This is a genomic window from Pseudarthrobacter sp. RHLT3-21 (assembly GCF_059383495.1).
This window is the reverse complement of sequence record NZ_JBWZCI010000031.1, coordinates 13,133-39,929: the sequence shown is the minus strand read 5'-3', so window position 1 is coordinate 39,929 and position 26,797 is coordinate 13,133. Positions and strand designations below refer to the sequence as shown.

General features: G+C 65.8%; 28 protein-coding genes and 2 pseudogenes. 13 read left to right on the top strand and 17 right to left on the bottom strand.

What is annotated here, in order from left to right:
- Positions 1-135, top strand: a pseudogene (locus AC50YA_RS21155) (IS701 family transposase); the annotation flags it as partial.
- A 99-nt stretch (positions 136-234) separates the two neighbouring features.
- Here AC50YA_RS21155 and AC50YA_RS21150 read toward each other — a convergent pair.
- The 3 genes from AC50YA_RS21150 to AC50YA_RS21140 all read right to left on the bottom strand — a co-directional run bounded on the left by AC50YA_RS21150 (position 235) and on the right by AC50YA_RS21140 (position 3,641).
- On the bottom strand, positions 235-1,086 hold the full coding sequence (locus tag AC50YA_RS21150) for a transglutaminase family protein (RefSeq protein WP_494984149.1): 852 nt from the start codon (positions 1,084-1,086) through the stop codon (positions 235-237).
- Positions 1,083-2,009, bottom strand: coding sequence for an alpha-E domain-containing protein (locus AC50YA_RS21145; protein WP_111909491.1), 927 nt, complete (start codon positions 2,007-2,009; stop codon positions 1,083-1,085). Before AC50YA_RS21145 ends, AC50YA_RS21150 begins: the two co-directional genes overlap by 4 nt.
- Before the next feature lie 75 nt (positions 2,010-2,084).
- Positions 2,085-3,641 (bottom strand): circularly permuted type 2 ATP-grasp protein, encoded by a 1,557-nt coding sequence (locus AC50YA_RS21140; RefSeq protein WP_494984148.1) that lies wholly within the window; start codon positions 3,639-3,641, stop codon positions 2,085-2,087.
- A gap of 278 nt (positions 3,642-3,919) precedes the next feature.
- Here AC50YA_RS21140 and AC50YA_RS21135 point away from each other — a divergent pair, with 278 nt between their 5' ends.
- Both AC50YA_RS21135 and pepN read left to right on the top strand, forming a co-directional pair.
- Positions 3,920-4,834: a YeiH family protein gene (locus tag AC50YA_RS21135; protein WP_494984150.1), complete on the top strand. Its 915-nt coding sequence runs from the start codon at positions 3,920-3,922 to the stop codon at positions 4,832-4,834.
- Between the two features lie 53 nt (positions 4,835-4,887).
- Positions 4,888-7,503: an aminopeptidase N gene (pepN, locus tag AC50YA_RS21130; protein WP_494984147.1), complete on the top strand. Its 2,616-nt coding sequence runs from the start codon at positions 4,888-4,890 to the stop codon at positions 7,501-7,503.
- 17 nt (positions 7,504-7,520) lie between these two features.
- Here pepN and lplAB read toward each other — a convergent pair whose 3' ends face one another.
- From lplAB to AC50YA_RS21105, 5 genes are all read right to left on the bottom strand, one after another.
- Complete coding sequence (gene lplAB / locus AC50YA_RS21125) at positions 7,521-8,612, bottom strand: lipoate-protein ligase LplAB (RefSeq protein WP_494984146.1); 1,092 nt, start codon at positions 8,610-8,612, stop codon at positions 7,521-7,523.
- A 98-nt stretch (positions 8,613-8,710) separates the two neighbouring features.
- Positions 8,711-8,968 carry a type B 50S ribosomal protein L31 gene (locus AC50YA_RS21120; RefSeq protein WP_494984145.1) on the bottom strand — a complete coding sequence of 86 codons (258 nt, stop codon included), beginning with the start codon at positions 8,966-8,968 and terminating at the stop codon, positions 8,711-8,713.
- A 122-nt stretch (positions 8,969-9,090) separates the two neighbouring features.
- The gene (locus AC50YA_RS21115; RefSeq protein WP_494984144.1) at positions 9,091-9,915 is read right to left on the bottom strand and encodes a TrmH family RNA methyltransferase; all 825 of its coding nucleotides are present in this window, start codon (positions 9,913-9,915) and stop codon (positions 9,091-9,093) included.
- A 7-nt stretch (positions 9,916-9,922) separates the two neighbouring features.
- Positions 9,923-10,708: a sulfite exporter TauE/SafE family protein gene (locus tag AC50YA_RS21110; protein WP_494984143.1), complete on the bottom strand. Its 786-nt coding sequence runs from the start codon at positions 10,706-10,708 to the stop codon at positions 9,923-9,925.
- Positions 10,709-10,726: 18 nt separating this feature from the next.
- Positions 10,727-11,512 (bottom strand): ABC transporter ATP-binding protein, encoded by a 786-nt coding sequence (locus AC50YA_RS21105; protein WP_494984142.1) that lies wholly within the window; start codon positions 11,510-11,512, stop codon positions 10,727-10,729.
- A gap of 172 nt (positions 11,513-11,684) precedes the next feature.
- Here AC50YA_RS21105 and serB point away from each other — a divergent pair, with 172 nt between their 5' ends.
- A complete protein-coding gene (gene serB, locus AC50YA_RS21100; RefSeq protein ID WP_494984141.1) occupies positions 11,685-12,578 on the top strand; it encodes a phosphoserine phosphatase SerB in 894 nt (297 codons plus the stop codon).
- 45 nt (positions 12,579-12,623) lie between these two features.
- Here the strand turns inward: serB and AC50YA_RS21095 are convergent, their stop codons facing one another.
- Positions 12,624-13,424, bottom strand: a complete 801-nt coding sequence (locus AC50YA_RS21095) for a VOC family protein (protein WP_494984140.1) — start codon at positions 13,422-13,424, stop codon at positions 12,624-12,626.
- A 26-nt stretch (positions 13,425-13,450) separates the two neighbouring features.
- Here AC50YA_RS21095 and AC50YA_RS21090 point away from each other — a divergent pair, with 26 nt between their 5' ends.
- On the top strand, positions 13,451-13,600 hold the full coding sequence (locus AC50YA_RS21090) for a hypothetical protein (protein WP_494984139.1): 150 nt from the start codon (positions 13,451-13,453) through the stop codon (positions 13,598-13,600).
- Between the two features lie 26 nt (positions 13,601-13,626).
- Here the strand turns inward: AC50YA_RS21090 and AC50YA_RS21085 are convergent, their stop codons facing one another.
- The gene (locus tag AC50YA_RS21085; protein ID WP_160670880.1) at positions 13,627-14,379 is read right to left on the bottom strand and encodes an SDR family oxidoreductase; all 753 of its coding nucleotides are present in this window, start codon (positions 14,377-14,379) and stop codon (positions 13,627-13,629) included.
- Positions 14,380-14,589: 210 nt separating this feature from the next.
- A complete protein-coding gene (locus AC50YA_RS21080) occupies positions 14,590-15,315 on the bottom strand; it encodes a beta-ketoacyl-ACP reductase (protein ID WP_494984138.1) in 726 nt (241 codons plus the stop codon).
- Positions 15,316-15,458: 143 nt separating this feature from the next.
- Between AC50YA_RS21080 and AC50YA_RS21075 the strand changes: the two genes are divergently transcribed.
- From AC50YA_RS21075 to AC50YA_RS21060, 4 genes and pseudogenes are all read left to right on the top strand, one after another.
- Complete coding sequence (locus AC50YA_RS21075) at positions 15,459-15,893, top strand: DUF3099 domain-containing protein (RefSeq protein ID WP_494984137.1); 435 nt, start codon at positions 15,459-15,461, stop codon at positions 15,891-15,893.
- On the top strand, positions 15,890-16,165 hold the full coding sequence (locus AC50YA_RS21070) for a hypothetical protein (protein ID WP_494984136.1): 276 nt from the start codon (positions 15,890-15,892) through the stop codon (positions 16,163-16,165). The genes AC50YA_RS21075 and AC50YA_RS21070 overlap by 4 nt, the downstream gene beginning before the upstream one ends.
- Positions 16,166-17,059 carry an SURF1 family cytochrome oxidase biogenesis protein gene (locus AC50YA_RS21065; RefSeq protein WP_494984135.1) on the top strand — a complete coding sequence of 298 codons (894 nt, stop codon included), beginning with the start codon at positions 16,166-16,168 and terminating at the stop codon, positions 17,057-17,059.
- A 256-nt stretch (positions 17,060-17,315) separates the two neighbouring features.
- A pseudogene (locus AC50YA_RS21060) lies at positions 17,316-17,453 on the top strand (YbaK/EbsC family protein); the annotation flags it as partial.
- A gap of 142 nt (positions 17,454-17,595) precedes the next feature.
- Here AC50YA_RS21060 and AC50YA_RS21055 read toward each other — a convergent pair.
- Positions 17,596-19,194 (bottom strand): ABC-F family ATP-binding cassette domain-containing protein, encoded by a 1,599-nt coding sequence (locus tag AC50YA_RS21055; RefSeq protein WP_494984134.1) that lies wholly within the window; start codon positions 19,192-19,194, stop codon positions 17,596-17,598.
- A 283-nt stretch (positions 19,195-19,477) separates the two neighbouring features.
- Here AC50YA_RS21055 and AC50YA_RS21050 point away from each other — a divergent pair, with 283 nt between their 5' ends.
- The 3 genes from AC50YA_RS21050 to AC50YA_RS21040 are packed head-to-tail and all read left to right on the top strand — an operon-like array spanning position 19,478 to position 21,451.
- Positions 19,478-20,107, top strand: a complete 630-nt coding sequence (locus tag AC50YA_RS21050; RefSeq protein ID WP_494984133.1) for a biotin transporter BioY — start codon at positions 19,478-19,480, stop codon at positions 20,105-20,107.
- Between the two features lie 7 nt (positions 20,108-20,114).
- Positions 20,115-20,831: an energy-coupling factor ABC transporter ATP-binding protein gene (locus AC50YA_RS21045; RefSeq protein ID WP_494984132.1), complete on the top strand. Its 717-nt coding sequence runs from the start codon at positions 20,115-20,117 to the stop codon at positions 20,829-20,831.
- Positions 20,828-21,451 (top strand): energy-coupling factor transporter transmembrane component T family protein, encoded by a 624-nt coding sequence (locus AC50YA_RS21040; RefSeq protein ID WP_494984131.1) that lies wholly within the window; start codon positions 20,828-20,830, stop codon positions 21,449-21,451. Before AC50YA_RS21045 ends, AC50YA_RS21040 begins: the two co-directional genes overlap by 4 nt.
- Positions 21,452-21,477: 26 nt before the next feature.
- Here AC50YA_RS21040 and AC50YA_RS21035 read toward each other — a convergent pair whose 3' ends face one another.
- On the bottom strand, positions 21,478-22,662 hold the full coding sequence (locus AC50YA_RS21035; RefSeq protein WP_494984130.1) for a thiolase family protein: 1,185 nt from the start codon (positions 22,660-22,662) through the stop codon (positions 21,478-21,480).
- Between the two features lie 34 nt (positions 22,663-22,696).
- Positions 22,697-24,103 (bottom strand): class I adenylate-forming enzyme family protein, encoded by a 1,407-nt coding sequence (locus tag AC50YA_RS21030; protein ID WP_494984129.1) that lies wholly within the window; start codon positions 24,101-24,103, stop codon positions 22,697-22,699.
- Positions 24,104-24,163: 60 nt separating this feature from the next.
- Between AC50YA_RS21030 and ypfJ the strand changes: the two genes are divergently transcribed.
- Positions 24,164-25,045 (top strand): KPN_02809 family neutral zinc metallopeptidase, encoded by an 882-nt coding sequence (gene ypfJ / locus AC50YA_RS21025; protein WP_494984128.1) that lies wholly within the window; start codon positions 24,164-24,166, stop codon positions 25,043-25,045.
- Positions 25,046-25,182: 137 nt separating this feature from the next.
- Here ypfJ and AC50YA_RS21020 read toward each other — a convergent pair whose 3' ends face one another.
- The 3 genes from AC50YA_RS21020 to AC50YA_RS21010 all read right to left on the bottom strand — a co-directional run bounded on the left by AC50YA_RS21020 (position 25,183) and on the right by AC50YA_RS21010 (position 26,786).
- Positions 25,183-25,515, bottom strand: a complete 333-nt coding sequence (locus AC50YA_RS21020) for a metal-sulfur cluster assembly factor (protein ID WP_056339832.1) — start codon at positions 25,513-25,515, stop codon at positions 25,183-25,185.
- 12 nt (positions 25,516-25,527) lie between these two features.
- Entirely contained in the window at positions 25,528-26,313 is a 786-nt protein-coding gene (sufC, locus tag AC50YA_RS21015) for a Fe-S cluster assembly ATPase SufC (RefSeq protein WP_494984127.1), read from the bottom strand.
- 113 nt (positions 26,314-26,426) lie between these two features.
- Positions 26,427-26,786, bottom strand: coding sequence for a non-heme iron oxygenase ferredoxin subunit (locus AC50YA_RS21010; protein WP_056339825.1), 360 nt, complete (start codon positions 26,784-26,786; stop codon positions 26,427-26,429).
- Positions 26,787-26,797: the final 11 nt, after the last annotated feature.

The following is a 26,797-nucleotide window of genomic DNA, read 5'->3' as shown; positions in this document are numbered from 1 at the left end:
ACCGGTCTCGGCCTCGACCACTTCGAAGGCCGCACCTGGCTCGGCTGGCACCACCACGCCACCCTCGTCACCGCGGCCCACCTATTCATCACCACACTGCGCCTGACACGCCCAAAAGCGCCTGGGGCAGCCTGAGTCTCTACGGCATCCTCCGCGAGCTCCAACACCTCGTCGCCGCACGAACCGGATACTGCCCCTACTGCCAACCGCCAGCCCCAACCTAACTAAGTACTACTAGGCGAGGCGGGTGATTTCCACGCTTACGCTGAGCGCCGATCCGCCGCCGCCGGACAGGATGCCCTTCAGCGGCGGTACATCCCGGTAGTCACGGCCCCTGGCCACGGTGACGTGGTAATCGCCTGCCGGCTTGTGGTTCGTGGGATCCCAGCTGCGCCAGTCCCCGTCCCAGAACTCCAGCCACGCGTGCGACTGGCCGGCGACCGTCTCGCCGATGGCCGCCGTCGACCGCGGGTGCAGGTAACCGGAGACGTATCGGGCAGGAATGCCGCAGCTGCGCAGCGCGCCGATGGCAAGGTGCGCGAGGTCCTGGCAGACGCCCTGCCGCTGGCCCCAGGCCTCCTCGGCGTTGGTGGTGACCGCGGTGGAACCGGACATGTACGTCATCTCGCCGCGCATCCATTCAAAGATGGCCATCGCTGCCTCGTGTGGGTTTTTGCCTTCCACAACACCCGGAATGATGCCAAGCACCTCGGCACCGGGACCGCTCAGCTGGGACTGCGGCAGCCAGTCGCTGAACGTGTTCAACGACACCTCCGACGCCAAAACGTCCCAGCCCGCAATGTCAGCGTCGGCGGGGATTTTTTCAGCCCGGTGCACTTCAACGGTGATGTTGGAAACGACCTCAAGGTGGTCGTGCGGCATCTGCATGTCGAAGGCTGTGACCCTGGTGCCCCAGTAGTCCCGGTAGTTACTCACGGCCGCCTGCGACGGCGAGACCTTGAGCACGGATTCAAGGACCACCTGCTGGGGATCGGTCAGGGGCGTCATGCGGGCCTCGTTGTAAGAGAGCGTGACGCGCTTGTTGTACTTGTAGGCCGTTGTGTGGATGATACTCAGCCGGGTCATGAAACTTCTCCCACCCAGGCCAGTTCGTCCGCCTGATTGAAGTATTTACGGGAAATGGCGTCCGAGGCCTGCGCAACGGCCTTCTGCACGCGTTCCATGTGCTCGGGCAGTTCCGACATCAGATCGTCCGTCCGGTGGAACTCGAGGAAGGTGCGGGCCTGGCCCACGATCCGGCGGGCGTCGTTGATGAAGCCCACGCGCTGCGCCGAAGGGTCCAGCTTCGCGAGGCACTCATCAGCGTCCCGCAGGGCGTAGACGATGGACCGCGGGAACAGCCGGTCAAGCAGGAGGAACTCGGCGGCGTGCTGGTCCCCGAACGCGGCCCGGCGCGTCCGCAGGAACGACTCATAGGCCCCAGCGCACCGCAGCATGTTGACCCAGGACATGCCTGCAGAGAGGACATCCCGGGTGGAGAGCATCCGTGCGGTCATGTCCGCGCGCTCCAGGGACCGGCCCAATACCAGGAACAGCCAGCTTTCGTCATGGCTCACCGTGGTGTCGGCCAGGCCGCTGACCATGGCCGTCCGTTCCAGCGTCCAGTTGCAGAAACGGTACGTCCCCACCACGTCCTTGCGGTGCTGGCTCAGCCCGTAGTAGGTGGTGTTGAGGCTCTCCCACAGGCCCGAGGACACGGTTTCACGGGCACGGCGGGCATTTTCGCGCGCGGCTCCCAGCGACCCGGCAATGGAGGTTGCGCTGGTTTTGTCGTACGCCAGGGCGTGGAGGAGTTCGGGCAGGCCGAAGTCCTCGCTCTGCGGCCGGGCACCCATCACTGCGAGCAGTTCCTGGGCAACCCTGCGGCGTTCGTCCATGGGGAGGTGGTTCAGGCGTTCCAGGTGCACGTCCAGGATGCGGGCGGTGCCGTCGGCCCGCTCCACATAGCGTCCGATCCAAAATAGGGACTCAGCAATACGGCTAAGCATTCGCGGTGACCTCCTGCGCGTCCGAAATCTGTGGGGATGAACCCGTGAACAATTGTGCCGGTTCGATGGCCCGGCTCACTGCTGCTGCTCCGACTGGCGGTCGCGCCAGTTGCTCTCCACCGGCCAGACGGATACCCGCTCACGGATGGAAATAGTGGGCCGCGGAACAGTTTCCACCGGCACCTGTGGTGAGTCTGCCAGCACCCAGGTGTCCTTGGAGCCGCCGCCCTGGCTGGAGTTCACAATGAGGGAGCCTTCCTTGAGCGCCACCCTGGTGAGTCCGCCGGGGAGTACCCAGACGTCGTCGCCGTCGTTGACGGCAAAGGGGCGCAGGTCCACGTGCCGCGGGCCGAATTTGTCCCCGCCGAGGGTGGGCACCGTGGAAAGTTGGAGGACCGGCTGGGCGATCCAGCCGCGCGGGTCAGCGACGACCCGCTTGCGCAGGGCTTCGAGTTCATCGTTGGAGGCGTCCGGCCCGATGACCAGGCCCTTGCCGCCGGAGCCGTCCACGGGCTTCACCACGAGCTCAGCCAGGTTGTCCAGGACGTATTCCCGGGATTCCTTCTCCTCCAGCCGGAACGTGTCCACGTTCGCGATGACAGGCTCCTCGCTGAGGTAGTAGCGGATGAGGTCCGGAACGTAGCTGTACACAAGCTTGTCGTCGGCCACGCCGTTGCCCACGGCGTTGGCGATGGTCACGCCGCCGGCCCTGGCGGCGTTGACCAGCCCCGGGCAGCCGAGCATGGAATCCGAGCGGAACTGCAGCGGGTCCAGGAACTCGTCGTCGATGCGTTTGTAGATCACGTCCACGCGCTGCTCACCGGCCGTGGTGCGCATGTAGACGCGGTTGCCGCGGCAGATGAGGTCGCGGCCTTCGACGAGCTCCACGCCCATCAGGCCGGCCAGCAGCGTGTGTTCGAAGTAGGCGCTGTTGAAGACGCCGGGGGTCAGGACCACTACCGTGGGATCGTCGACGCCGGCGGGCGCGGTTTTGCGCAGCGCGGACAGCAGCCGGCGGGGGTACTCTTCCACGGGCCGGATGAGCTGCTGGCCAAACGCTTCGGGCAGGCCCTTCGCCATGGCCCGCCGGTTTTCCAGGACGTAGCTGACGCCCGAAGGCACGCGCACGTTGTCTTCCAGGACGCGGAAGGTGCCCGCTGCGTCGCGCACCACATCGATGCCGGAGATGTGGACGCGGACTCCGCCGGCCGGCTCGAAGCCGTGCACCTGGCGGTGGAAGTGGGCGCTGGTGGTGACGAGCTGGCGCGGGATGACGCCGTCGGCCACCACGTTCATTTTGTCGTAGACATCGTTGAGGAAGGCTTCCAGGGCCCGTACGCGCTGCGCCACGCCCTTTTCCAGCACGGTCCACTCATCAGCAGGGATAACGCGCGGGACGATGTCGAGCGGAAACGGCCGTTCCTCCCCTGCAAAGTCGAAGGTCACACCGCGGTCCAGGAAGGTCCGTGCCATGGAATCAGCCCGCGCGCTGACATCGGCCAGCGATAGCTTGCTAAGGGCATCCGCCACCTGGCCGTACGACTCGCGTGCTTCCTGGCCGGGGGCGAACATCTCGTCGTAGGCGCCCGTGCGCACGGCGGCCTCAGAGTAATCCTGGAATAGGTCTGACATGTACTTTAGCCAACCATCTTTTTGTTTCGAATTCATTACTGCCGTCCATTGTGGCGTGTTGCCGGGGCAATGCCGGTTCGTTGTATCCGTGTCCTATCCGGCAAGGTTAGTGGGTGCCAGAGACAAGTAATCCCGGGATATTCGGAGACGGCGGGAACAGGGGCCGCCGCAGCGCGCTGCGCGCCAGGCTTCGTGGACTGAAGATACGTTCCGGCAGGCTCCTTCCCGGCCTCCTGACGGCCATCCCCGCCCTGGCCGTTGCCTTCGCCGTCCATGCCATGGTGGCGGCCCTACCGGCCATGACCATTGCAGTTGCACTTGGCCTGCTCGCCGCAAACCTGCCCGGAACGGCCGTCTGGATCGCGGGCCGGGCGCGTCCGGGCCTGGACTTCGCGGGCAAGCACCTGATGCGGGGCGGCATCGTCCTGCTGGGCCTCAAAGTGAGCATCATGGACATCCTGGGCCTGGGCTGGCTGGCCATGGTCCTGATCACTTGCGTGGTGCTGCTGAGTTTCGGCGGTACCTACCTGCTGGTACGGCTGTTCCGGCTGCCGCGCGAAACGGCCCTGCTGGTGGCAACCGGCTTTTCGATCTGCGGGGCGTCCGCCATCGGAGCCATGGCGGCCGTGCGCCGGATCCGGCATGCGGATACCGTCCTGCCGGTGGCACTGGTGACACTGTGCGGCACGCTGGCGATCGGCATCCTGCCGCTGCTGATGCATCCCCTGCAATTGAGCCCGCTCGCTTTCGGCGCCTGGACAGGTGCGTCGGTGCACGACGTCGGCCAGGTGGTGGCCACGGCGCAAACTGCCGGGACCGCGGCACTGGGCATCGCCGTCGTCGTCAAACTCACACGCGTGCTGCTCCTGGCACCGGTAGTTGCCGTGGCGGGCCTGCACCACCGCATGAGCACATCGGGCCAACACGCGCTGCCGCCGCTGGTGCCCCTGTTCGTGGTGGGGTTTGTGGCCATGGTGGGGCTGCGGTCCACGGGATGGCTCTCCGACGGTTGGCTCGACGCCGGTGCCGGGTTGCAGGACATACTCCTGGGGGCTGCGCTGTTCGGGCTCGGGTCCGCCGTGCGGATTCGCACGCTGCTGCACACCGGAGCGAGGGCACTGCTTGCGGCGCTGGCGGCATGGCTGCTGATCGCGCTGCTGGGCCTGGCAGCGGCCCTGCTGATGACCGCCTAGGCCGGCGGCCGAATGGTGAGCCGCAGGCCCGGATCCCGTGATTAGATAGCTGAGTGTCACATGAGAATCTGCAGCGCAATGAAGCCGCTCACCGGTCAGCCCTGATCAGCACCCACAGTTACGACGTCTCCCTGGATGTGCGGCAGGCAGCGGACCCGGACGTGGCGGGCTACACCAGCCGCAGCGTTATCAACTTCTCCGCAGCCGTGCCGGGCCAGGGGCAGGTAGCGTCTACATTCCTGGATTTCATCGCCGGCGAGGTCCACAGCGTGTTCCTCAACGGCAAATGGCTGCCCGTGGCCGATGTTGTGGATGGTTCCCGGATCCGGCTGGACAACCTGCAGGCAGAAAACCAGGTCACCGTCACCGGCACCGCCCTGTACAGCCGGTCCGGTGAGGGCATGCACCGCTTTGTGGATCCGGCGGACGGCCAGTGCTACCTCTACACGCAGTACGAGCCCGCCGACGCCCGGCGCGTGTTCGCGAACTTTGAACAGCCCGACCTCAAGGCCGAGTACACCTTCCACGTGATGGCACCGTCCGGCTGGGAGGTGGCCTCCAACGCCGTGGAAGCTGCCTGCACGCAGCTGACCAGCGATCCGGACACCAGCCGCTGGGACTTCGCCGCCACCCGCCCCATGTCCACCTACATCACCACGGTGCTCGCCGGCCCATACTTCAAAGCCCAGGACCATTGGAGTGCCACACTCAACGACGGCACGCCGCTGGAGGTGCCCCTGGCCCTGTACTGCCGGGCTTCCATGGCGGAATCCTTCGATGCCGCCGAGCTGTTCCGCCTGACCAAAAACGGGCTGGACTTCTTCAACCGGCTTTTCGATTATCCCTACCCCTGGGGGAAATACCACCAGGCCTTTGTCCCCGAATACAACCTGGGCGCGATGGAAAACCCGGGGCTGGTGACCTTCACTGAAAGCTATGTGTTCACCTCCCGCGCCACCGACGCCCAGTACCAGGCCCGCGCGAACACGCTGATGCACGAGATGGCGCACATGTGGTTCGGCGACCTCGTCACGATGCAGTGGTGGGACGACCTGTGGCTGAAGGAGTCCTTCGCGGACTATATGGGCACCCTCGGCGTGGACCGCGCCACCGACTGGGACACCGCGTGGGTGAACTTCGCCAACAAGCGCAAGGCGTGGGCCTACGTCCAGGACCAGTTGCCCACCACCCATCCGATCGTTGCCGACATCCCGGACCTGGAGGCCGCCAAGCAGAACTTCGACGGCATCACCTATGCCAAGGGCGCGTCCGTACTCAAGCAGCTGGTGGCGTACGTGGGGTTTGACGCGTTCATCGCCGGCTCACGGCAGTACTTCCGCGACCACGCCTACGGGAACACCACCCTGGCGGACCTCCTGAAAGCCCTCAGCGCGGCTTCCGGCCGCGACCTTGCCGGCTGGGCTGCCGCCTGGCTGCAGACCTCCGGCATCTCCACGCTGTCGCTGGAAACGGACACGCACGACGGCGTCCTCGGCGCCGTGACGATCGTCCAGGAGGCGCAAGACCCCGTTACCGGACGGGAGGAACTGCGGCCGCACCGGCTGCGCGTGGGCTCGTACAACTTCGACGCCGACGGCGCCCTGACCCGCACCGGGAGTGTCGAAACGGACGTTGCCGGAGCGCGGACGGACGTCCCGGAGCTGGCCGGCCAGCCGAAGCCTGCCCTCCTGCTCGTCAACGATGACGACCTGACCTATGCCAAAGTACGGCTGGACCCGGCCTCGGAAGCCACGGTGCTGGCCTCCCTGGACCGGATCGCCGATCCCATGGCCCGCGCCCTCTGCTGGACCTCGCTGTGGAACTCCGCCCGCGACGGCGAAAGCCCGGCCTCCCGCTACGTGGAGTCCGTAACGGCATTCGGACCGTCCGAAACGGGAGTCGGCGTGCTGCTGAACATCCTTGAGAACGCCTCCACCGCCGTCGAACGCTACACCCCCCTCGCCCAACGCGGCGCGGTGCGTGGCTCCTTCCTGGCGGCGGCGGACGCCCAGCTGCGTAAGGCAGCGCCGGGCTCGGACCACCAGCTGGCCTGGGCGCGGACACTCGCCGCCGTCAGCCGTCACGACGCTGCCCTCCTCCCCCGGCTCAGGGGCCTCCTGGACGGCACAGTGGTGGTGGACGGCCTGGCCGTGGACGCCGAATTGCGCTGGAGCCTCTGGCACGCCCTGGCGGCCAACGGGCAGGCCACCTCCGAAGAGCTGGACGCAGAACTCGATCGGGACACCACTGCCTCGGGCCGGGCGGGTCAGGCCACGGCACTGTCCGCCCGTCCGGAGCCTGCCGTGAAGGCCGCCGCCTGGAAGGAGGCCGTGGAGGGGACGGAGCTATCGAACCAGCTTCTCAGCGCCACCATCGTGGGCTTTGCCACGGCTCCGGCTGCCCTCCTGGACCCTTATGCGGAGCCCTACTTTGAGTGCCTCCGCGGTGTCTGGGACAACCGGAGCATCGAAATCGCCAGCCGGATCGTCCGGGGACTGTATCCCATGGCGCAGGATCTGCCGGCGGGGACCCTGCCAGCGGAGCACCCTGTGGTGCTCCGCACGGATGCCTGGCTGACCGGCAATACTGACGCGCCCCGGGCGCTGCGCCGCATCATTGTGGAACAGCGGAGCCACCTGCTCCGGGCGCTCACCGCACAACTGCAGTAGGTCACGCCGGCAAGGGCTTACGGGACCCGGTGCAGCCAATCCTCGGCGCCGAACTTAGTGGCCACCCGGTCCCGGGCGGCAGTGAGCTCGGCGGCAGTGAGTTCGGACGGGGTGGCGGCGTACCGTTCGCTGAACACTTCCATCATGGCCGCGATGATCTCCGTCCGGGCCAGCCCGGTCTGCCGGCGCAGCGGGTCAACCCGCTTCTTGGCGCTGCGCGTCCCCTTGTCCGAGAGTTTCTCCTTGCCGATGCGCAGGACCTCAACCATCTTGTCGGCGTCGATGTCGTAGCTCATGGTGACGTGGTGGAGCATGCCCCCGTTGGCGAGGCGCTTCTGGGCAGCACCGCCGATCTTGCCCTGGTCGGTGGCGATGTCGTTCAGGGGCACGTAAAACGCCGTCACCCCGATCTTCTCGAGTGCGGCCATGACCCAGGCGTCCAGGAACGCGTATGAGTCCGCGAAGCTGATCCCGTCCACCAGCGTCTGCGGCAGGTAGAGGGAGTAAGTGATGCAGTTGCCTGCCTCCATGAACATCGCTCCGCCGCCGCTGATCCGGCGGACCACGGTGATGCCGTGCCGGGCGACGCCGGCGGCATCGAGCTCGTTGCGGACGGACTGGAAGCTGCCGATCACCACGGACGGTTCCTCCCAGTCCCAGAACCGCAGGGTGGGGTTGCGACGGCCTGCGCCCACCTCTTCGGTCAGCACCTCGTCCAGGGCGACGTTGATATGCGTGGGCAGTACCGTGGGGGCGATGATGTTCCAGTGGTGGTCGGTCCAGGACGTTGCCTTCGCCAGGGCGCGCCTGACAGTGACGGTCACGGCGTCGGCAGAAAAGCCGAACAGGACGGCGCCGGGAGGCAGCGAACCGGTGACGGCCGCGGACAGCTCCGCCGCCGTCGTGTTTTCCGGAAGTCCTGTCAGCGCCCGGTTGATGGCCGGCAGCGCCTCGTCGGGTTCGAGGAAAAAGTCGCCGCTGAGGGAGACGTCGGCCAGGACACCGTCCACAACATCGAAGTCCACCACCACAAGTTTGCCACCGGGGACTTTGTACTCACCGTGGTGGCTGCGGGGGCGGTCTTCAGCGGCAAATGGCGTGTTGGTCATGCCATCCATCCTGCCCCACGAGCCAGGCTCCCCGAAACGCAAAAAGCCCGCACCGTTGCCGGTGCGGGCTTTGTCAAAGAACCTTGGGGTGAAGTGAATTACTTCTTGCCGCCGAAGCCCTTGAAGCGGGAGTTGAAGCGCTCGACGCGGCCTGCAGAGTCCATGACGCGCTGCTTGCCCGTGTAGAACGGGTGGGACTCGGAGGAGATTTCGACGTCGATAACCGGGTAGGTGTTTCCGTCTTCCCACTCGATGGTCTTCTTGGAAGACACGGTGGACTTGGTCAGGAACTTGACGCCGGAAGCCAGGTCGTTGAAAACGACAGCTTCGTACTTCGGGTGGATATCAGACTTCATAATGGGGCCTTTGTTCGCACAACTGGATTTTGCCAGCTGCCAGGTATGAATGGGATGGCTGGTGCCTGCTTCCCTGCCGCAAGGCAGAAGGCGCAGGACAGCCAGCTGTTAATAATAGCGGATCAGCGCGGACCCTGCGAACCCCGGGGCCGCAGTTCCCAGAAGGCCACTGCGGAGGCCGCCGCCACGTTGAGGGAGTCCACGCCGGCGCGCATGGGGATTTTCACGGCGAGGTCGACGGCGGCGAGCGTCCCGGCGCTCATGCCGGCGCCTTCGGTGCCGAGCACCAGGGCCAGCCGGTCCGGATTGCGCGCGGCGAGCCCGTCCACGTCCACGGCGTCCCCGGTGAGTTCCAGCGCGGCCACCATGAAGCCGGCCTCCTTGAGTAGCGACAGGTCCTGCGGCCAGGACTCCAGCCGTGCCCAGGGCACCTGGAAGACGGTTCCCATGCTGACCCGGACGCTGCGGCGGTAGAGCGGATCGCCGCAGCGCGGGGAAATCAGGACGGCATCGATGTCCAGGGCCGCGGCTGACCGGAAGATGGCGCCTACGTTGGTGTGGTCCACGATGTCCTCCAGGACCGCGACCCGTCGGGCGCCGGCCAGCAGGTCGTGGAGGGGCACCGGTTCCGGCCGTTGCATGGCTGCCATGGCGCCTCGGTGGAGGTGGAACCCGGTGATCTCTTCGAGCAGGGCGGCGCTCCCAATGAAAGCGGGAACGTCCGGGTAGGCACTGAGGACATCCTGCAGGTCAGCCAGCCATTTCTCCGCCAGGAAGAACGACCGTGGCCGGTGGCCGGCCGCCAATGCCCGGCGCAGGACCCGGGAGGATTCGGCGATGTACATTCCTTCGGCCGGTTCACGGAGCTTCCGCAGGTGTACGTCCGTCAGTTGCGTGTAGTCGGAGACTCGGGGATCCCCGGCGGATTCAAGATAGTGGATTGTCACGCGCTGATTATTTCAGCAGGTTGGCGATCATAAAGCCCAGCGCCATCAGGCCGAGCGCAAAGATGACAGTCCGCAGCACAGCCGGGGACAGCCGCCGTCCCACTTTGGAACCCAGGAGGCCGCCGATCGTGGAGCTCACGGCAATCAGGAGCACCACCAGCCAGTTGATCCGGTCAAACGCGAAGAGCAGGTAGGACACCGCGGCCACGAGGTTCACGCCGAGGACCAGGATGTTCTTCATGGCGTTGGCGTTCTGGATGGTTCCGGTGAGGAACACGCCTAGGATGCCCACCAAAAGGATGCCCTGGGCGGCCACGAAGTAGCCGCCGTAGACGCCGGCCAGGTACACCAGCACAATCAGGAGGACGCCGTGCCTTTTGTCCCGCACGGCATGCTCGGGGTTCTCCTCGCGATTGCGGACCCAGGCCTGCAGCCGCGGCTGGAACACCACCATCAGCAGGGCCAGGACCAGGAGGACCGGCGCGACGTAGTGGAAGACCTTCTCCGGCAGGTGCAGCAGCAGCCAGGCTCCAGTGATGCCGCCCAGGAGCGACGCCGGCAGAAGCTTCAGCAGCTGCAAGCCGCGGCCCTTGAGCTCGCGGCGGTACCCCCAAGCCCCCGCTGCGGTGCCGGCCACAAGGCCCATCGCGTTGCTCATGGAAGCCACCACGGGAGTGACTCCGAGGGCGATCAGAACCGGGAACGTGACAAGGGTTCCGGAGCCTACAACGGCGTTGATGGTACCGGCCCACAGGCCGGCAAAAAACACAAAGATGCTGCTGAGAAGATCCACGGTTGGCGGCGCCGCGGCCTAATGGCGGGCGGTGGCAGTGTAGCGGCCAGCGTTGACGCTGACCTCCAGATCCACCCCGAAGGTCTTGCTGAGGTGCTCCGCCGTCAACACACCCTCGAGGGGTCCGGCTGCCACCACGTTGGAGTCACGGAGCAGCATCGCGTGAGTGAAGCCAGGCGGCACTTCTTCGAGGTGGTGGGTGACCAGGACAATGGCCGGAGCGGCCTCATCACGGGCCAGTTCGCTGAGGCGGTGCACCAGGTCCTCGCGCCCACCCAGGTCCAGGCCGGCCGCAGGTTCGTCCAGCAGGAGAAGTTCCGGGTCGGTCATGAGGGCACGGGCAATCTGCACCCGCTTGCGCTCACCCTCGGACAGGGACGCGAAAGCCCTGTTCAGGAACGGACCCATGCCCCAGTCATTCAGCAGCCGGAAGGCCCGGCGCTCGTCAGCCTTTTCATAGCCCTCGCGCCAGCGACCCGTGACGCCGTACGCTGCGGTGACAACAACGTTGAGGACCGTTTCGTGGCCGGGAATCTGATTGGCCAGTGCAGCAGAGGACAGTCCAATACGGGGACGGAGTTCAAACACGTCCACGGAGCCAAGGATTTCGTCCAGGATGCCGGCCATGCCGCTGGTGGGGTGAAGACGGGCTGCAGCAATCTGCAGGAGAGTGGTCTTGCCTGCGCCGTTGGGTCCGAGAATGACCCAGCGATCGCCCTCCTTGACCTGCCAATCCACCTTGTTCAGGAGCGTTTTAGCCCCACGGACAACGCTGACGGCGGCCAATTCAAGAACATCACTCATAGGAGTAGACACTAGGACAAAACAGGGGCGGACTGATAACTGAAACTTGGACAGCGACACTGGTCACAGCCACGGTCATCGCCCCCCCGTCTGCCGGCTGGCCCGCGGGGTCCGCCATCAACCTGGCGCAATCAATTCGGGTGGCTCTCCCCCGCTGACTAAGATTGCAACCATGACTTCGAACGTGACTGCGGTCAGCTATGGCCCAAAATTGACTGCCTCCGGGCTCGACAAGCTGCGGGCCGCCCTGACGGGCAGTGGTGCCACTCTCCAATCCGAATCAAGGGGCGGGGACCGCAGGTTTGAGGTCCACACGGCCGAGCTCGCCATCGCAGACGGCACGGCCGCCGGTATTTCCGCCCTCCGCAGGGCGCTGGCTCAGACGGCGCAGGATGGCCTGGACACCGCCATTGTTCCCGCAAGTTTGCGGGCGGCTCCGCGGAAGCTGCTGATCATGGACGTTGATTCGACGCTGATCCAGCAGGAAGTCATTGAGCTCCTGGCGGCCTATGCGGGCAAGCGGGAGGAAGTCGCGGCAGTCACCGAAGCCGCGATGCGCGGAGAACTGGACTTTGCCCAGAGCCTCCACGCGCGGGTGGCCGTGCTCGCAGGACTGCCGGCCGCCGTCGTTGATTCCGTCCGGGCGGAAGTGAAGCTGAGCGAAGGTGCCGCTGAGCTGGTTGCGGCGTTCAAAGCTGCCGGCCACGTAGTGGCAGTGGTGTCCGGTGGCTTCAACCAGATCCTGCGTCCCATCGCGGAGGATCTGGGCCTGGACTACTGGCTGGCGAACGAACTCGAAATTGTGGACGGCGCCCTGACCGGCAAGGTGCTTGGTGCCGTCATCGACCGTGCGGCGAAGGAAAAGTACCTGCGCGAGTGGGCGGCTGCCGAAGGCATCGCGATGGAACACACCATTGCCGTGGGCGACGGCGCCAACGACCTGGACATGCTCGGGGCCGCCGGGATCGGAGTGGCGTTCAACGCCAAGCCTGCGGTCCGGGCCGTTGCCGACTCCGCGATCAACATGCCGTACCTCGACGCAGTGCGCCATATCGCCGGCGTCTGAGCCACAGACTCCGTCCCGCCAGCCGGGTCGGGTCAGCCGGTCCGCTCAGCCCGTCGGCGGAGTGAACTGGCTCGCAGTGAATACGGCTCCGCCGGGATCCCGGATCAGGACGGTGCGCGTCCACTCGGTATCGTCCTGCCCCAGGATGACGGCGCCAAGTTGCTCCGCATCCCTAGCCGAACGGTCCCGGTCTGCGACAGTAAACGTCACGTGCCACTGCGGCCGCTCACCGGGTGCCGCGGAGGCAAGCCAGGCAACAGCGTCCTCGAAGCCGCGGGGGACGAGATCGCCCGACTGGCGAACCCTGATGTTGGGGTCGACGGTGGCCTCGAGGTGATCACCGTATCCGGGGCGGCGGATCATCGTTCCGAAGCCGAGGTTGTCGAACTGCCAGTCGAATGCCTTGGTGTAGAAGGCGACCGCCGCCTCAGGATCTGTTGTGTGGAGGTCACTGAAATTCCAGCCGCCGGGAAGGTTGACCGCCTGGGCACCGAGACGCCCGCGGGCCTGCCAGATCCGGAACTCGGCGCCTTCGGGATCCGCCAGCACCGCCTGCACGCCTCCTGAACCCGCATGGGCAGGAGTCGATTTCAGTGTTGCGCCGACAGAGAGCAGGTGGCGCACGGCAGCATCCGCTTCGTCGACGGAGACGTACGTGTTCCACGCGGCGACACCGGTTCCGGGGCCAGTGATGGCGCCCGCCTCCTGGGCGTCAAGGGTGGCTATGACGTGCCTGCCAGTGCCGCCGTACAGGGCCGTGTCCTCGAACTCCCACCCGAAGAGTCCGCCATAAGTGCATGGCGGCTTCCACGTCGGGCTGCTGGCTGTCCACCCAGCAGGGAACACCTGCCGGATAGCTACGTTGTTGTGCCATGCATAAGACCCTAGGCGGCCCGGCTCCCATAGACAACGCCCTCGCCAACGCCCTCGACAGGCAGGCAAGGCTTCACGACAGACAGAGCCCCGGGCTGGAGTACTGCCCGGGGCTCGTCGTGGTGATGGGGTTTGCCGCGTGGGAATGAGGCCCTTTATGGGATGCCCGGAAGCGCTACTCGGCGCCCTTGCCGAAGTAGTCGGAGCCGCCGGCGTACTCGGTGTGGCCGGATTCGACGTCGGCCGTTGCCATGCTGGCCACCACTTCAGCGAACTCCTCCACGGAGTAGAGCTTGCCGGCCTCGGCGCGGCGGGCTTCGATGGCGCCCGGGTTCGACCGGTCCAGCAGCGTCGCGGTGACGGTGCCTTCGATCATGTCGCCGGACACAACCACCAGCGAAATGCCCTTTTCGGCCAGGTTCGGCAGGAGCTCACGCAGGGCGTCCTCGCCCGCACGCTTGCTGCGGGCCACGGGCTCGTATTCGGGCATGGTGGCAACGGAGTTGATGAAGTGGGCCTGGTGGCTGGTCACGAAGACCACGCGTGAGCCTTCCTTCATCAGGGGCACGGCGGCGTTGAGCATGTTGACCTGCGCGTCGCGGTTGAGCTTGAGGGCGTAGTCGTCTGCCATGCCGGACTCCATACCACCCGAAGCGTTGAGCACCAGGACGTCCAGCGAACCGAAGTTCTCCATGGCCGCGCTGGCCAGGGCCTGCACGCCTTCCTGGGTGGTGAGGTCCGCACCTACGGCGGTGGCGCGGCCGCCGGCAGCTTCGATTCCTGCGACCACCTTGTTGGCACGCGGCGCCTTCTGGCGGTAGTTAACAACGACGGCGGCGCCCTCCGCAGCGAGGTTCTTGGCCACTTCGGCGCCGATTCCCCGTGAGGATCCGGTCACGATGGCGGTTTTGTTGTCCAGCAGTCCCATATGGGCTCCTTTGTTCGAAACGTCTAAATCGCTTGAGGTCTGCAGTCCATCATGCCAGCGCCTGCCCCGCATTGGCTTGTGTGACCCCCACAAAGAAGCCCTGTCAGGCTAGTTCTGCGACGCCTCCCGCCCGCCTTCCGGAACCGGCGCGGACTCGCATACGTCTGCAATCCGCGCCGGCACCTGAAAACCGGGGTCAGGGTCCCGTGGTCAGTGGCCCATGCCGAGTCCGCCGTCAACGGGAATGACGGCGCCGGAAATGTAGGCCGCCTCGTCGCTGGAAATCCAACGGACAACGTTCGCCACTTCCGTTGCCTCGGCAAACCGGCCCGCGGGAATGCTGGAAAGGTACCCCTTCTGGGTGGCCTCAGGCAGTTCCGCCGTCATGTCCGTGTTGATGAATCCGGGGGCAACCACGTTTGCAGTGATCCCGCGTGAACCTAGCTCGCGGGTTAGTGACCGGGCTATGCCCACCAGGCCCGCCTTGGAGGCCGAGTAGTTGACCTGGCCCGGCGCGCCATACAGGCCGGAGACCGAGGAAATGAGGACCACGCGGCCCTTGCGCATCCGGATCATTCCCTTCGAGGCGCGCTTGATGACGCGGAAAGCGCCATTGAGGTTGGTGTCGATCACGGACGTGAAGTCATCTTCACTCATGCGCATCAGGAGCGTGTCCTTGGTGATTCCCGCGTTTGCCACCAAAACCTCAACGGGACCGTGCGCAGCTTCCACCTCAGTGAAGGCCGCATCCACAGAAGCCTCGTCAGTCACATCGGCCTTCACGCCCAGAATTCCGGCCGGCAGCTCCGACGCGCTCCGGTAAGTCACGGCCACCTTGTCACCGTTGGCCAGAAAAGCCTGCGCGATGGCCAGGCCAATGCCACGGTTTCCACCGGTGATCAGGACACTGCGGGCCGGTGTAGCTGCTTCAGACATTAAACGCTCCGGGATTCTGCGGCAGGTGCAGCCGCGGTAGGACGGGGGTGTGATTTTGCTGCCTTCGATCTTAGCCCGCGTTTGGGGGCCGCCGCCGATGGTGAGAGAATTGAGGCAAGCCTTTGGAGCGTGATCAATCAGCCGTGACCCTTGAAAACCATGCTGGACAATCCGTGCCCGGAGATCCCGAACGGTTCTCCGGTGATTCCGGGGTCCATAGCATTACGGACGCTGCGGGTGCCCACTCAGAGGACATGCGCCAGCGCATGATCAAGTACGCGGTGGCCATGGGAATCCGCATGGTCTGCCTCATCCTCATTTTTGTGGTGGACGGCTGGTTCAAGATCCTGATGGTCGCCGGCGCCGTCTTCCTCCCCTGGATCGCGGTAGTGATTGCCAACGGCAGCGACAAGGCAGAGGTCCACAGCGACTCACTGCTCGACTCGGCGCCGCTTACCGAACTTGAAAGCCAGTCGTGGCCGCCGGAGCAGGACGGCGCCACGCCCGCGGTCATCCAGGGCGAGCTCATTGATGACGACGACGAACCCACGCACGGACAGGAACGGCGCGCCTCATGAACATTTTCGACCTGGCCGCAGGGACCGCTGGTCCCCCGCCGGCCATGGCTGCCATGTGCTCCCGCAAGGCCTGCCGCGCGGAAGCGTCCTGGCAGCTGCTCTGGAACAATCCCAAAATCCATACGCCGGAACGCCGCAAAACCTGGCTTGCCTGTGAGGACCACCGTGACTGGCTGGAAGACTACCTCCAGACCCGCGGGCTCTGGAAGGAAACCCTGATCCTGGATGCGGGGCAGGACACCGGCCAGGCGCCGGTAGGGCAGGACTGCTGAATGTACCGCTTCCTCTTTTCCAGCAAGTGGCTGGGATACCTCCTGCTGGCCGCCATCTTCGCCGCTGCCTGCGTCTTCCTTGGCCGCTGGCAGATGGACCGCCGCGCCGAGACCCTGGCGGAGATCAACCGCGTGGTCACCAACTATTCCGCCACACCCATCTCCTTCGACGACGCAAGGGACGAGTTCGCCGCGCTGGACCCGGTAAAGGAATGGACCCAGGTGGAACTCCAGGGCACCTACGATCCCGACGGCCAGCGGATCGTCCGCAACCGTCCGCTGAACGGGCAGCCAGGGTATGAGGTGGTTGTCCCGTTCAGGCTGGCGACCGGTGAAACCGTGGTGATCGACCGGGGTTGGCTACCCATCGGCAACAAGAACCCGGGCAGCCCCGATTCCATCCCGGCGCCTCCCGCCGGCCCCGTGACCGCCGTGGTTCGCCTCAAGCACGGCGAGCCACAACTGGACCGTGGCGCCCCCGACGGCCAGCTTGCCTCCATCGACCTTCCCACTTACGCGGACCAGCTGGGATATCCGGTGCTCACCGGGGCTTACGGACAGCTGGCGTCTGAATCTCCCGCCCCCGCTGACATGCCGTTCCCGTTCCCGAAGCCGGCCACCGAAGAAGGCACACACCTGTCCTATTCGTTGCAGTGGTTCGCATTCGGCGTGCTGATGTTCGTGGGCTTCGGCTACGCCGCCCGGCAGCAGGCCAGAAATGCCGCGATCGACGCCGAGGACGCCGCAGAAGGCGAAGAAGGCTTGACGGATTCGGGCAGTTCAGTCCACTCAGCGGCTGCGGCAGCCCGCCGTCGTCCACCCGTTGCCCGCAAGCGCAGGAAGGCGACTGCCGAAGAAGAGGAAGACGCCCTCCTGGACGCGCAGGGCTACTGACGCATGCGCAGTGTGGAGGTTGCCGCCCCAGTGGCGAATGTGAAAAATGCCCTGTGGTTGCGTTCGCTTTCGTCAGTTGCGTTCGCTGCGCAACGCGCGTGATTTCCCGCGTGCTGGCTCGTTCCTCGCCTCTGACGCACGCTACATAAATCACCCACGCTGCTTCGCTAGTGCCTGGGTGCGCAAAGGCGCGGGGACTGAAGGACAGGCTTCACCATCGGCCTGCCGCTGCAACGGCCCGGAAACCCGGCGGTATATCAGAACTGGGCCGGACAAGTCCCTCGGAATACAAAATCTCCTCTGGGCCGGAGCAGGAGACCTCAACTCAATGTTCAGCATCACCTACAAAGAGCTACTGCGAATCACAAACGCCGAAGAACTGACGGTCCGCTGACGACTGATCCGAGCTGACCGGTGATTAAGGCAATAGCGGAGCGGCGTGGGTGATTTATGTAGCGTGCGTCAGAAGCGAGGAACGAGCCAGCACGCGGGAAATCACCGGCGTCGCGCAGCGAACGCAATCACGACAACCAGGACTAAGCGAGCGTAATCAGGTCCAGGTAGTCTTCGTTCCAGTGGTCCTCGACCCCATCGGGCAACAGCACAACACGCTCAGGGTTCAGGGCTTCAACGGCCCCTTCGTCGTGGCTGACCAGGACGACGGCGCCGGTGTAGTTGCTCAGGGCCCCGAGGATTTCGGCGCGGCTGGCCGGGTCGAGGTTGTTAGTGGGCTCGTCAAGGAGCAGCACGTTCGCGCTTGAGGCCACGATGGTGGCCAGGGCCAGGCGCGTCTTCTCGCCGCCGGAGAGCACACCGGCAGGCTTGTCGACGTCGTCTCCGGAGAACAGGAACGAGCCCAGGATGTTGCGGACTTCCGCGTCGTTCATGTCCGGGGCGGAGGAGCGCATGTTCTGCAGGACGGTGCGGTCCACGTCGAGCGTCTCGTGCTCCTGGGCGTAGTAGCCCACCTTCAGGCCGTGGCCCGCCACGACCTCGCCGGTGTCCGGCTTGTCGACGCCGGCAAGCATCCGCAGGAGGGTGGTCTTGCCGGCGCCGTTGAGGCCCAGGATGACCACCTTGGAGCCGCGGTCGATGGCGAGGTCCACGTCGGTGAAGATCTCCAGCGAGCCGTAGGACTTGCTGAGTCCGTCCGCGGTTAGCGGGGTCTTGCCGCAGGGTGACGGATCCGGGAAGCGCAGGGCTGCCACGCGGTCGGTCGCACGGACGGCTTCGAGGCCGCCCAGCAGACGTTCGGCACGCTTGGCCATGTTCTGCGCCGCGACGGCCTTGGTGGCCTTGGCGCGCATTTTGTTGGCCTGGTCGAAGAGGACCTGGGCCTTCTTCTCCGCGTTGGCGCGCTCACGCTTGCGGGCGCGCTCGTCCGTCTCGCGCTGGAGCAGGTAGCGCTTCCAGTTCATATTGTAGAAGTCGACCTTGGCGCGGTTGGGATCCAGCAGGAACACTTTGTTGACGGTGGCTTCGAGCAGCTCGGTGTCGTGGCTGATCACGATCAGGCCGCCCTGGTGGTTCTTCAGGAACTCGCGGAGCCAGGTGATGGAATCCGCGTCGAGGTGGTTGGTGGGCTCATCGAGGAGCATCGTTTCGGCGTCCGAGTACAGGATGCGGGCGAGTTCCACACGACGGCGCTGGCCGCCGGACAGGGTCTTGAGCGGCTGGTTCAGCAGTCGGTCCGGGAGGGCCAGGTTGGAGCAGATCGCGGCGGCCTCGGCCTCGGCCGCGTAGCCGCCGGCGGCCAGGAACTCGGATTCCAGCCGGTCATAGCGGTTCATCGCCTTGCGCTGGATCTCGGGGTCCTCGCTGGCCATGTCCTCATGGGTCTGCTTGAGCTTGTTGACGGCGACGTCCAGGCCGCGGGCGGAGAGGATGCGGTCGCGGGCCAGCTGTTCCATGTCCGGGGTCCGGGGATCCTGCGGCAGGTAGCCGATCTCGCCGCTGCGGGTAACCTTGCCGCCGGCGGGCTGGCCTTCGCCCGCGAGCACCCGGGTCAGGGTAGTCTTGCCTGCGCCGTTACGGCCGACGAGGCCGATCTTGTCGCCCTTGTCGATGCGGAAGCTCACCTGGTCCATGAGGAGCCGGGCGCCGGCGCGCAGTTCAAGATCCTGGACAGTAATCACAGCAGGTAAGGCCTTTCACAACAGGGAAACGCCGCAGCTCAACGGATGGTGTCTGGAAGCAGCCGGGCAGAATGGCCGACAGAACGGCCTGTCCAAGTCTACCGGCCCCAGCTTGGCCCCATAACCGCTGCACCGCCGTCGTGCGTTGGCTCAACGTTTGTGCCCTGCCGTCAGTCCCGGGCATCCCGCTTAGTAGGTCCCCTACAAAATGGCGCCCGACGGCGGCCGGTAACGTCAGGATCATCCCCATGCTTCGCTTGTACAACCACGACAGGAACACCCCATGAGCCAGACTGACAGCGCCGTCTCCGGCACCGCTTCCCGCCTCCGGAGCCGGTGGAACGCCACCGACCTGGGCCTGATCGCCGTCTTCGCCGCGCTGGTTGCCGGCTCCGCCCTGGTGCCCGGCATCGCGGCGAACGTGTTCGGCATCCCCATCACATTCCAGACCCTTGCGGTGATGCTCACCGGACTGATGCTGGGCCCCGGCCGGGGTTTCGCCGCCGTCGGCCTGTACACCCTCCTGGGCCTGGCCGGCCTCCCGATCTTCAGCCAGGGCCGCAGCGGCCTGGGCATCCTGGCCGGACCGTCGGCCGGTTACATCATTGCTTTCCCCATCGCAGCAGCCGTTGTAGGCTGGCTGGCCACCGTGGTGATCCGGCGGACAACACGTGCCCGGGCGCTTTGGTTCTTCGCCTCGGCGATGATCACCAGCATCGCCGTCGTGCACCTGCTCGGAGTTGCCGGGATCGCCCTGAACACCAAAGCCACACTGGGTGAAGCCTTCCTTGCAGACCTGGTCTTCTACCCCGGTGACGTGATTAAGAACGTCCTCGCCGCGGTCATCGCCGTGGCACTGCACCGGGCATTTCCCGACGTCCTGGTCCGCCGGGTGAAGCGGATCAACAACTAGCCCCGCCATGGCAACCATTTCTTTCCGGCAGGCCACTGTGGCCGTTGCCGTTGACACCCTCCCGGAACCGAAGACCCTGCTCCAGGACGTCACGCTTGAGCTGACCGAACAGCGCATTGGCGTGATCGGGGCCAACGGGTCCGGCAAGTCCACGCTGCTGCGGCTGATTAACGGCCTGGTCCAGCCAAGTTCCGGCAGCGTGTCCGTGGACGGCGCCGATACTGTCCGGGCGGTGCGGGCAGTCCGCCGGCAGGTGGGGTTCGTCTTCACGGATCCCTTGTCGCAGCTGGTGATGCCGACAGGCCGCGAGGACGTGGAGCTTTCCCTGCGCCGCCCGGTCCGCAACGGCGCGGAGCGGCGCAGGCTGGCGGAAGCGGCCCTGGAGCGCCTCGGCCTGCTGCCGCTCGCGGACCAGAGCATCTACGAACTGTCCGGCGGTGAACGCCAGTTGATGGCCCTCGCTGCGGTACTGGCCGTGAACCCCGCGGTCCTGGTGCTGGATGAACCGTCCACGCTCCTGGACCTCCGGAACCGCGAACTCCTGCGCCGTACCCTGTCCGGCCTCGACCAGCAGATCGTGATGTCCACACACGACCTCGACCTCGCCCTGGAAATGGACCGCGTACTGGTGGTGGAGGCGGGACGCGTAATGTTCGACGGCGGCGCTGCCGCGGCCGTCGACGCGTACCGTGCGCTGGTCACCAACGGCCTGGCCGCTCCGTGAGAGGGCACGGCTTCCTGCTGGCCAACTACGTCCCGGGGAATTCGATCATCCACCGGACGCCGCTGGCATGCAAGTTCCTGCTGGTGGTGGGCTGTGGACTGGTGTCCTTCCTGGTGGTCGACTGGCTGGTTTCCGCTGCGGTGCTGGCCGCGCTCGGCGTCCTGTTTCTCCTGACGGGAGCCGGAGCCCGGCGGCTGGTCAGTGCTGTCCGTCCCGTTGCCCTGGTGCTGGTGGTCATCGGACTGTTCCAGTGGTGGCAGCTGGGTGGACCCACGGCTGCCCGGATTGTCCTTAACATCCTGGTCTGCGTGGTGGCGGCGTCCCTGCTGACGGCTACCACGCCCATGCAGCGGATCCTGGACGGCGTTGTATCGCTGGCCACGCCGTTCCGCCGCTTCGGCGCGGACCCCGAGCGTTTTGCGCTGACCATCGCCATCATGCTCCGCAGCATCCCCTATATCGCCGGCGCCTTTGCAGACGTCAGGGATTCCGCCCGGGCCCGCGGCCTTGAGCGTAACCCGCGTGCCCTCGTGCTGCCCGTCTTTATCACCACCGTGGCTTTCGCCCGCCAGACCGGCGAAGCGCTGGCTGCACGCGGGCTGGGCGACGCAGAAGACTGAACGGCCGTTGGGCCTTCCCGTGCGGCTTAGGGGACCTGTTGCTCACCGGCCAGCAACTCGTAGCGCAGCAGCGCCGCCGTTCCCATGCCGCCGGCAATACTGATCAGGGCCAGCGCCAGGGATCCCTGGTTCCCGGCACGCCGGGCCTGCGCGAGAAGCCGGGTCACGAGTACCGCCCCGGACGCCCCGTAGGCGTGGCCCAATGCCAGCGCCCCGCCGTCAAGGTTGGCCCGCTCCGGATCAATGCCCAGCTGGTCCAGGCAGGCAAGGGTCTGGGACGCGAAGGCTTCGTTGAACTCCACCAGGTCAACTCTGTCCGCGGACAGTCCGCTCGCCAGCAGGAGCCGCTCCGCGGCAACCGCTGCGCCGATCCCCAGTACTTCGGGGTCCACGCCGGCAGTGTCGGTGGCCAGCACCAGAAGCCCGTCTGTGGCTCCCAGTTCCCGGGCCCGCTTCAAGGAAGTGACGACGACGGCGGAAGCGGCGTCCGCGTCGAAGCATGAGTTCCCGGCGGTGACAGTCCCCCCTGGCACAAAAGCGGCCGGGAACCGCTTCAGGACGGCGGCTGTCAGGCCGGTGCGGGGGCCGTCGTCGGCACTGATGGGTCCAGCCGGCGTTTCCAGCGTAGTGATTTCGGCGGCGAAACAGCCTGCCTTAGCGGCGGCCAGCGCCCGCTGGTGGCTGCGCAGCGCCGAGGCATCCTGCCGTTCCCGGCTGACCTCGAACCGGGCAGCAACGTTCTCGGCCGCCACCCCCATATCCGGGTCGCCGAAGCTGTCCGGCACAAACTGGGCCCGGGCAAAAAAGGCGGGCTCGCCGTCGTTGTCCCGGTAGGCCCGCAGCGGAGCCGTGCTGATGCTTTCCACGCCCCCGGCGAGATACACGGGGTTTCCGCCGGCGGCCACCAGCCGGGCGGCCAGGACGATCGCGTCGAGGCCTGATCCGCACTGGCGGTCGACGGTCAGTCCCGGCACGCTGACCGGCAGCCCTGCCTCAAGAAGGGCCAGTCGGGCCACGTTGCCGCCGCCGCCCACGGCGTTGCCGATCACCACATCCGTGACCGCTTCGGCCGGTACCTGGGTGTCTGCCAGGAGGTTAACCAGGACCGGCGCCAGAAGCTGGTGCGCACGCAGTTCCTTCAGCGCACCGTTGGCGCGCCGGATCGCGGTACGCCGCGCCGCGATGATCACGGGCTGCCGGTCCGCGGGCACAAGGTCACCTGGCAGCAAGCCATGGGGCTGCGGGTCAGCGGTCAAGGTGCCGCGCCCGTGGGTCGTGGGAGCCGATCCAGTCCAGCAGGATGCTCCGGCTGACTTTGCCACGGTCCGTGGTGGGAAGTTCGGAGAGCGCGAAGTACTGGTGGGGCCGCTTGTCCCGCGGCAGGATGTTTTCGAGTCCTGCCTTGAGCTGCATGGCCGTGACTCCGCCATGGGACGGAATGACGCCGGCAACCACCCGTTGGCCGCGGAGGTCATCGGGTATTCCGGCGGCCACCGCAGCAGCCACCCCCGGCACGGCCGCCAGGGCGAGTTCCACTTCGTGCGGATATACGTTTTTTCCCGAGGTCAGGATCATGTCGGCGCGCCGGCCCAGGATGTGCAGTTCGCCGTCGGCGAGGTAGCCCTGGTCCCCCACCGTGAACCAGCCATTGAAGGAGCGCAGCGCCTGACCGTCGTCACCCCACAGGTAGCCGTTGCTGACCATACCGCTGCGCACGCAGATATTGCCGGCTGCGCCGTCCTGCAGTTCGGAACCGTCATCGTCCAGGATTTTGACGTCCACGCCCGGGAACGGGTGTCCGATGCCTGTTCCCCCTGCGTCCAGCAACTCCCCCGCCGCCAGCCCCACACCCGAGACAAAGCTCAGTTCAGATGCGCCGTAGTACTCGAAGATGGTGGCGTTCGGCGCCCAGCGCCGTGCCGCTTCAAGGGTGCGCGCATCCAGCTTCGAGCCGGCGCAGATGATGGACCGGATGCCGGAGGCATCGACGCCGCCGGTCAGTCCGCGTTCACTCAGCAATCGCAGCATGGTGGGCACGAGAATAAGCCGGGTCACGGCGTCGTGCGTGATGGCGGCGTGGACACCACCGACGTCGAAACTCTCCAGCGTCTGGAATTCCGAGCCCGCGTAGAGGCACTCAGCGAGGGCGTAGAGGTTAAGGCTGGCGGCCAGGGGTCCGGGCGCGAGCGTGACATCGTCCTGGGCGAGGCCGAAGAACTCAATGGACGCGTCGAAAGACTGCCGCCAGGACTGCCTCGACCGGGTAAATGCCTTGGGCACGGAGGTGGTGCCGGACGTGAGTCCGATCAGGAACGTCGAATCCGGCGGCCCGTCCGCCAAGGCATCCGCTGCGGAAACTGTGCCCGGTGTGGGTGATTCCGCCAGCCGATGAACGATCTCCTCGTGCAGGGACGCCGGCCAGGTCGGATCCAGGACGGCACATTGCCGCCCGCCGGCAACGGCTGCGGTGAACCTCACCGCGAAGTCAACGGAGTTGGCCTCCGCAAGGACTGTGACGGCTGCTGTCTCTGGAAGAGCGGCCGCGGCGGCGTCCCGGAGCTCAGCCCAGCGCAGGCGCCGGCCCGCCACCACAACGGCGGTGTCATGGGGGCGTTCTTCGGCCCAGCGCTGGATTTTGTCGAGAAAAGGCATCGTCTCAACTTTACCTGCCGGCTCCGCTGCGGTGATGCCGGTAAGGGCTATTGTGACTTCATGAGCTTCAATGACAACGTGCAGCTGGACCCTTCCCAGGTCCAGGACCGGCGGGGTATGGGCCGCGGCGCCAAGGTCGGCGGCGGCATCGGGGGCGGGATCATTCTGCTCCTTGCGGTCCTCCTCGGCGTCAATCCCGCCCTGCTCGAAGGCCTGACCGGCGGGGCTGGCACGGCTGAACAGAGCCAGGGCACGTCACCGGCCTGCACCACGGGGGCCGACGCCGACGCACGGCTGGACTGCCGGATCACCGGCACGGTCAACAGCCTGAACGCGTTCTGGCCGGCCTATCTCCAGGACTACAACGTCCAGTACCCCCAGCCGAAGACGGTGATCTTCGATGAGGCCGTCAGCACTGGTTGCGGGACGGCTTCCAGCGCGGTGGGTCCGTTCTACTGCCCCACCGACAGCACCGCCTACTTCGATCCCGGTTTCTTCCAGGATCTCGTGGACCGCTTCGGATCCTCGGGAGGTCCCTTGGCGCAGGAGTACGTGGTGGCTCACGAATTCGGCCATCACATCCAGAACGTACTGGGGTACCTCGACCGTGCACAACAGGATCCGCAGGGGCCGGAGTCCGGTGCTGTCAGAACGGAGCTGCAGGCCGACTGCTACGCCGGCCTCTGGGTGAAGCACGCCTCAACGCAGCCTGGACCCGACGGCCAGCCGTTCCTTGAACCGATCACCCAGCAGGACCTGAACGACGCCCTGTCCGCAGCCTCGGCCGTGGGCGATGACCGGATCCAGCAAGCCGCCACCGGCCGGGTCTCGCCCGAGGCGTGGACGCACGGCTCCAGCGAACAGCGGCAGAAATGGTTCTACCAGGGCTACACCACCGGCGACATCAACCAGTGCGACACGTTCTCGGCGCCCACCCTCTGATTCCATCCGTTGCTCCGTAGAGGCCGTTTTGAGAGCTAAAAAGGGCGCTTACGGAGCAATCGATGGCTGTACGACGACGGCCGGCTACCTCCGCTGGGGAGGTAACCGGCCGTCGTCGTACTTTAAGCGGTGAAGATTTAGATGTTGAAGCCGAGGGCCCGCATCTGGTCCTTGCCGTCATCGGTGATCCGCTCCGGACCCCAAGGCGGCATCCACACCCAGTTCAGGCGCCAGTCGTCGACGACACCGTCCAGGGACTTGCCGACCTGCTCCTCGATGACATCGGTGAGCGGGCAGGCGGCCGTGGTGAGCGTCATGTCGATCAGCAGCGCGCCGTCGTCGTCTGAGTACTTCAGTCCGTACAGCAGCCCGAGGTCCACGATGTTCACACCGAGTTCCGGGTCGATGACGTCCTTGAGTGCCTCTTCGACATCCTCGAGGCCCGTGCGGGCCGCATTGATTTCGGTCATGGCAAGTCCTAACTAGGCCTGAGCAGCAGCGATGGTGGCTGCGCTGGCGCCCGTGGCGTAGCGGTCGTAGCCTTCGTCTTCGAGACGGTCTGCCAGCTCCGGGCCGCCCTCTTCGACAACCTGGCCGTCTACGAATACGTGGACGAAGTCAGGCTTGATGTAGCGCAGGATACGGGTGTAGTGCGTGATGAGCAGCGTGCCCATGTTGCCCGCTTCGTGTGCACGGTTGACGCCTTCGGAGACAACCTTCAGGGCGTCAACGTCCAGGCCCGAGTCAGTCTCGTCAAGGATGGCGAACTTCGGCTTGAAGAGTTCCAGCTGGAGGATCTCGACGCGCTTCTTCTCGCCGCCGGAGAAGCCTTCGTTGACGTTGCGTTCGGCGAAGTCTGCGTCGATGCGCAGCTGGGCCATGGCCGCCTTGACGTCCCTGGTCCACGTACGGAGCTTGGGTGCTTCACCGTCGATGGCGGTCTTGGCGGTGCGCAGGAAGTTGGTCATGCTGACACCGGGGACCTCCACGGGGTACTGCATGGCCAGGAAGACGCCAGCGCGGGCCCGCTGGTCAACGGTCATCGCGAGGACATCTTCGCCGTCGAGCGTGATGGTTCCGCTGGTGACCTTGTAGCGCGGGTGCCCGGCAATGGTGGATGCCAGGGTGGACTTGCCCGAACCGTTGGGGCCCATGATGGCGTGGGTCTGACCGGTCTTGATGGTCAGGCTGACGCCCTTCAGGATCTCTTTGGTGCCCTGCTCCGTGTCAATGCTGACGTGCAGGTCCTTGATCTCAAGAGTAGACATAGGTCTTGTTCTCCTCTGCACCGCGCCCTCCGGCGGTGGTGCGGTCTGTATCTGGAAGTTTGGTTCTGTTGCTTGGTATTGCCGCTGGCGGCTGATCTGTCCGGCTGATGCTGCTAGCTGAAGTTCGGGGCTTCCGCTCCGTTGAGCACGTTGGTGAAGTCCACATAGACCTCGTCGCCGACGATCTCGACGGCGAACACCGGGACGGGATCGTAGGCGGGCAGCTGGAGCGGCTCACCGCTGCGCAGGTCGAACTGGGAGCCGTGGCCCCAGCATTCGATCATGCACCCTTCCACTTCGCCCTCGGACAGTGAGATGTCCGCGTGCGAGCAGGTGTCCCCGATGGCGTGGATGTCTCCCATGGAGTCCTTCACGATGGCTACGGGGTAGTCGTCGATCAGGATCCGCAGCGCCTGCTTGAGCTGGATTTCATCCGTCTTACAGACAAATTCGCCCTTTGGCTGGTCAGTCATCTGTGTAATCC

Bases quoted from the DNA above. Each gene is read 5' to 3' on its own strand.
- AC50YA_RS21105 (WP_494984142.1), bottom strand. From the start codon at position 11,512: ATGAGTGATGTTCTTGAATTGGCCGCCGTCAGCGTTGTCCGTGGGGCT.
- AC50YA_RS21140 (WP_494984148.1), bottom strand. From the start codon at position 3,641: ATGTCAGACCTATTCCAGGATTACTCTGAGGCCGCCGTGCGCACGGGC.
- AC50YA_RS21135 (WP_494984150.1), top strand. From the start codon at position 3,920: ATGGTGGCGGCCCTACCGGCCATGACCATTGCAGTTGCACTTGGCCTG.
- AC50YA_RS21150 (WP_494984149.1), bottom strand. From the start codon at position 1,086: ATGACCCGGCTGAGTATCATCCACACAACGGCCTACAAGTACAACAAG.
- ypfJ (WP_494984128.1), top strand. From the start codon at position 24,164: ATGAGCTTCAATGACAACGTGCAGCTGGACCCTTCCCAGGTCCAGGAC.
- AC50YA_RS21065 (WP_494984135.1), top strand. From the start codon at position 16,166: ATGTACCGCTTCCTCTTTTCCAGCAAGTGGCTGGGATACCTCCTGCTG.
- AC50YA_RS21085 (WP_160670880.1), bottom strand. From the start codon at position 14,379: ATGGGACTGCTGGACAACAAAACCGCCATCGTGACCGGATCCTCACGG.
- AC50YA_RS21020 (WP_056339832.1), bottom strand. From the start codon at position 25,515: ATGACCGAAATCAATGCGGCCCGCACGGGCCTCGAGGATGTCGAAGAG.
- serB (WP_494984141.1), top strand. From the start codon at position 11,685: ATGACTTCGAACGTGACTGCGGTCAGCTATGGCCCAAAATTGACTGCC.
- AC50YA_RS21080 (WP_494984138.1), bottom strand. From the start codon at position 15,315: ATGTCTGAAGCAGCTACACCGGCCCGCAGTGTCCTGATCACCGGTGGA.
- AC50YA_RS21050 (WP_494984133.1), top strand. From the start codon at position 19,478: ATGAGCCAGACTGACAGCGCCGTCTCCGGCACCGCTTCCCGCCTCCGG.
- AC50YA_RS21120 (WP_494984145.1), bottom strand. From the start codon at position 8,968: ATGAAGTCTGATATCCACCCGAAGTACGAAGCTGTCGTTTTCAACGAC.
- AC50YA_RS21070 (WP_494984136.1), top strand. From the start codon at position 15,890: ATGAACATTTTCGACCTGGCCGCAGGGACCGCTGGTCCCCCGCCGGCC.
- sufC (WP_494984127.1), bottom strand. From the start codon at position 26,313: ATGTCTACTCTTGAGATCAAGGACCTGCACGTCAGCATTGACACGGAG.
- AC50YA_RS21090 (WP_494984139.1), top strand. From the start codon at position 13,451: ATGCATAAGACCCTAGGCGGCCCGGCTCCCATAGACAACGCCCTCGCC.
- AC50YA_RS21030 (WP_494984129.1), bottom strand. From the start codon at position 24,103: ATGCCTTTTCTCGACAAAATCCAGCGCTGGGCCGAAGAACGCCCCCAT.
- AC50YA_RS21045 (WP_494984132.1), top strand. From the start codon at position 20,115: ATGGCAACCATTTCTTTCCGGCAGGCCACTGTGGCCGTTGCCGTTGAC.
- lplAB (WP_494984146.1), bottom strand. From the start codon at position 8,612: ATGACCAACACGCCATTTGCCGCTGAAGACCGCCCCCGCAGCCACCAC.
- AC50YA_RS21010 (WP_056339825.1), bottom strand. From the start codon at position 26,786: ATGACTGACCAGCCAAAGGGCGAATTTGTCTGTAAGACGGATGAAATC.
- AC50YA_RS21145 (WP_111909491.1), bottom strand. From the start codon at position 2,009: ATGCTTAGCCGTATTGCTGAGTCCCTATTTTGGATCGGACGCTATGTG.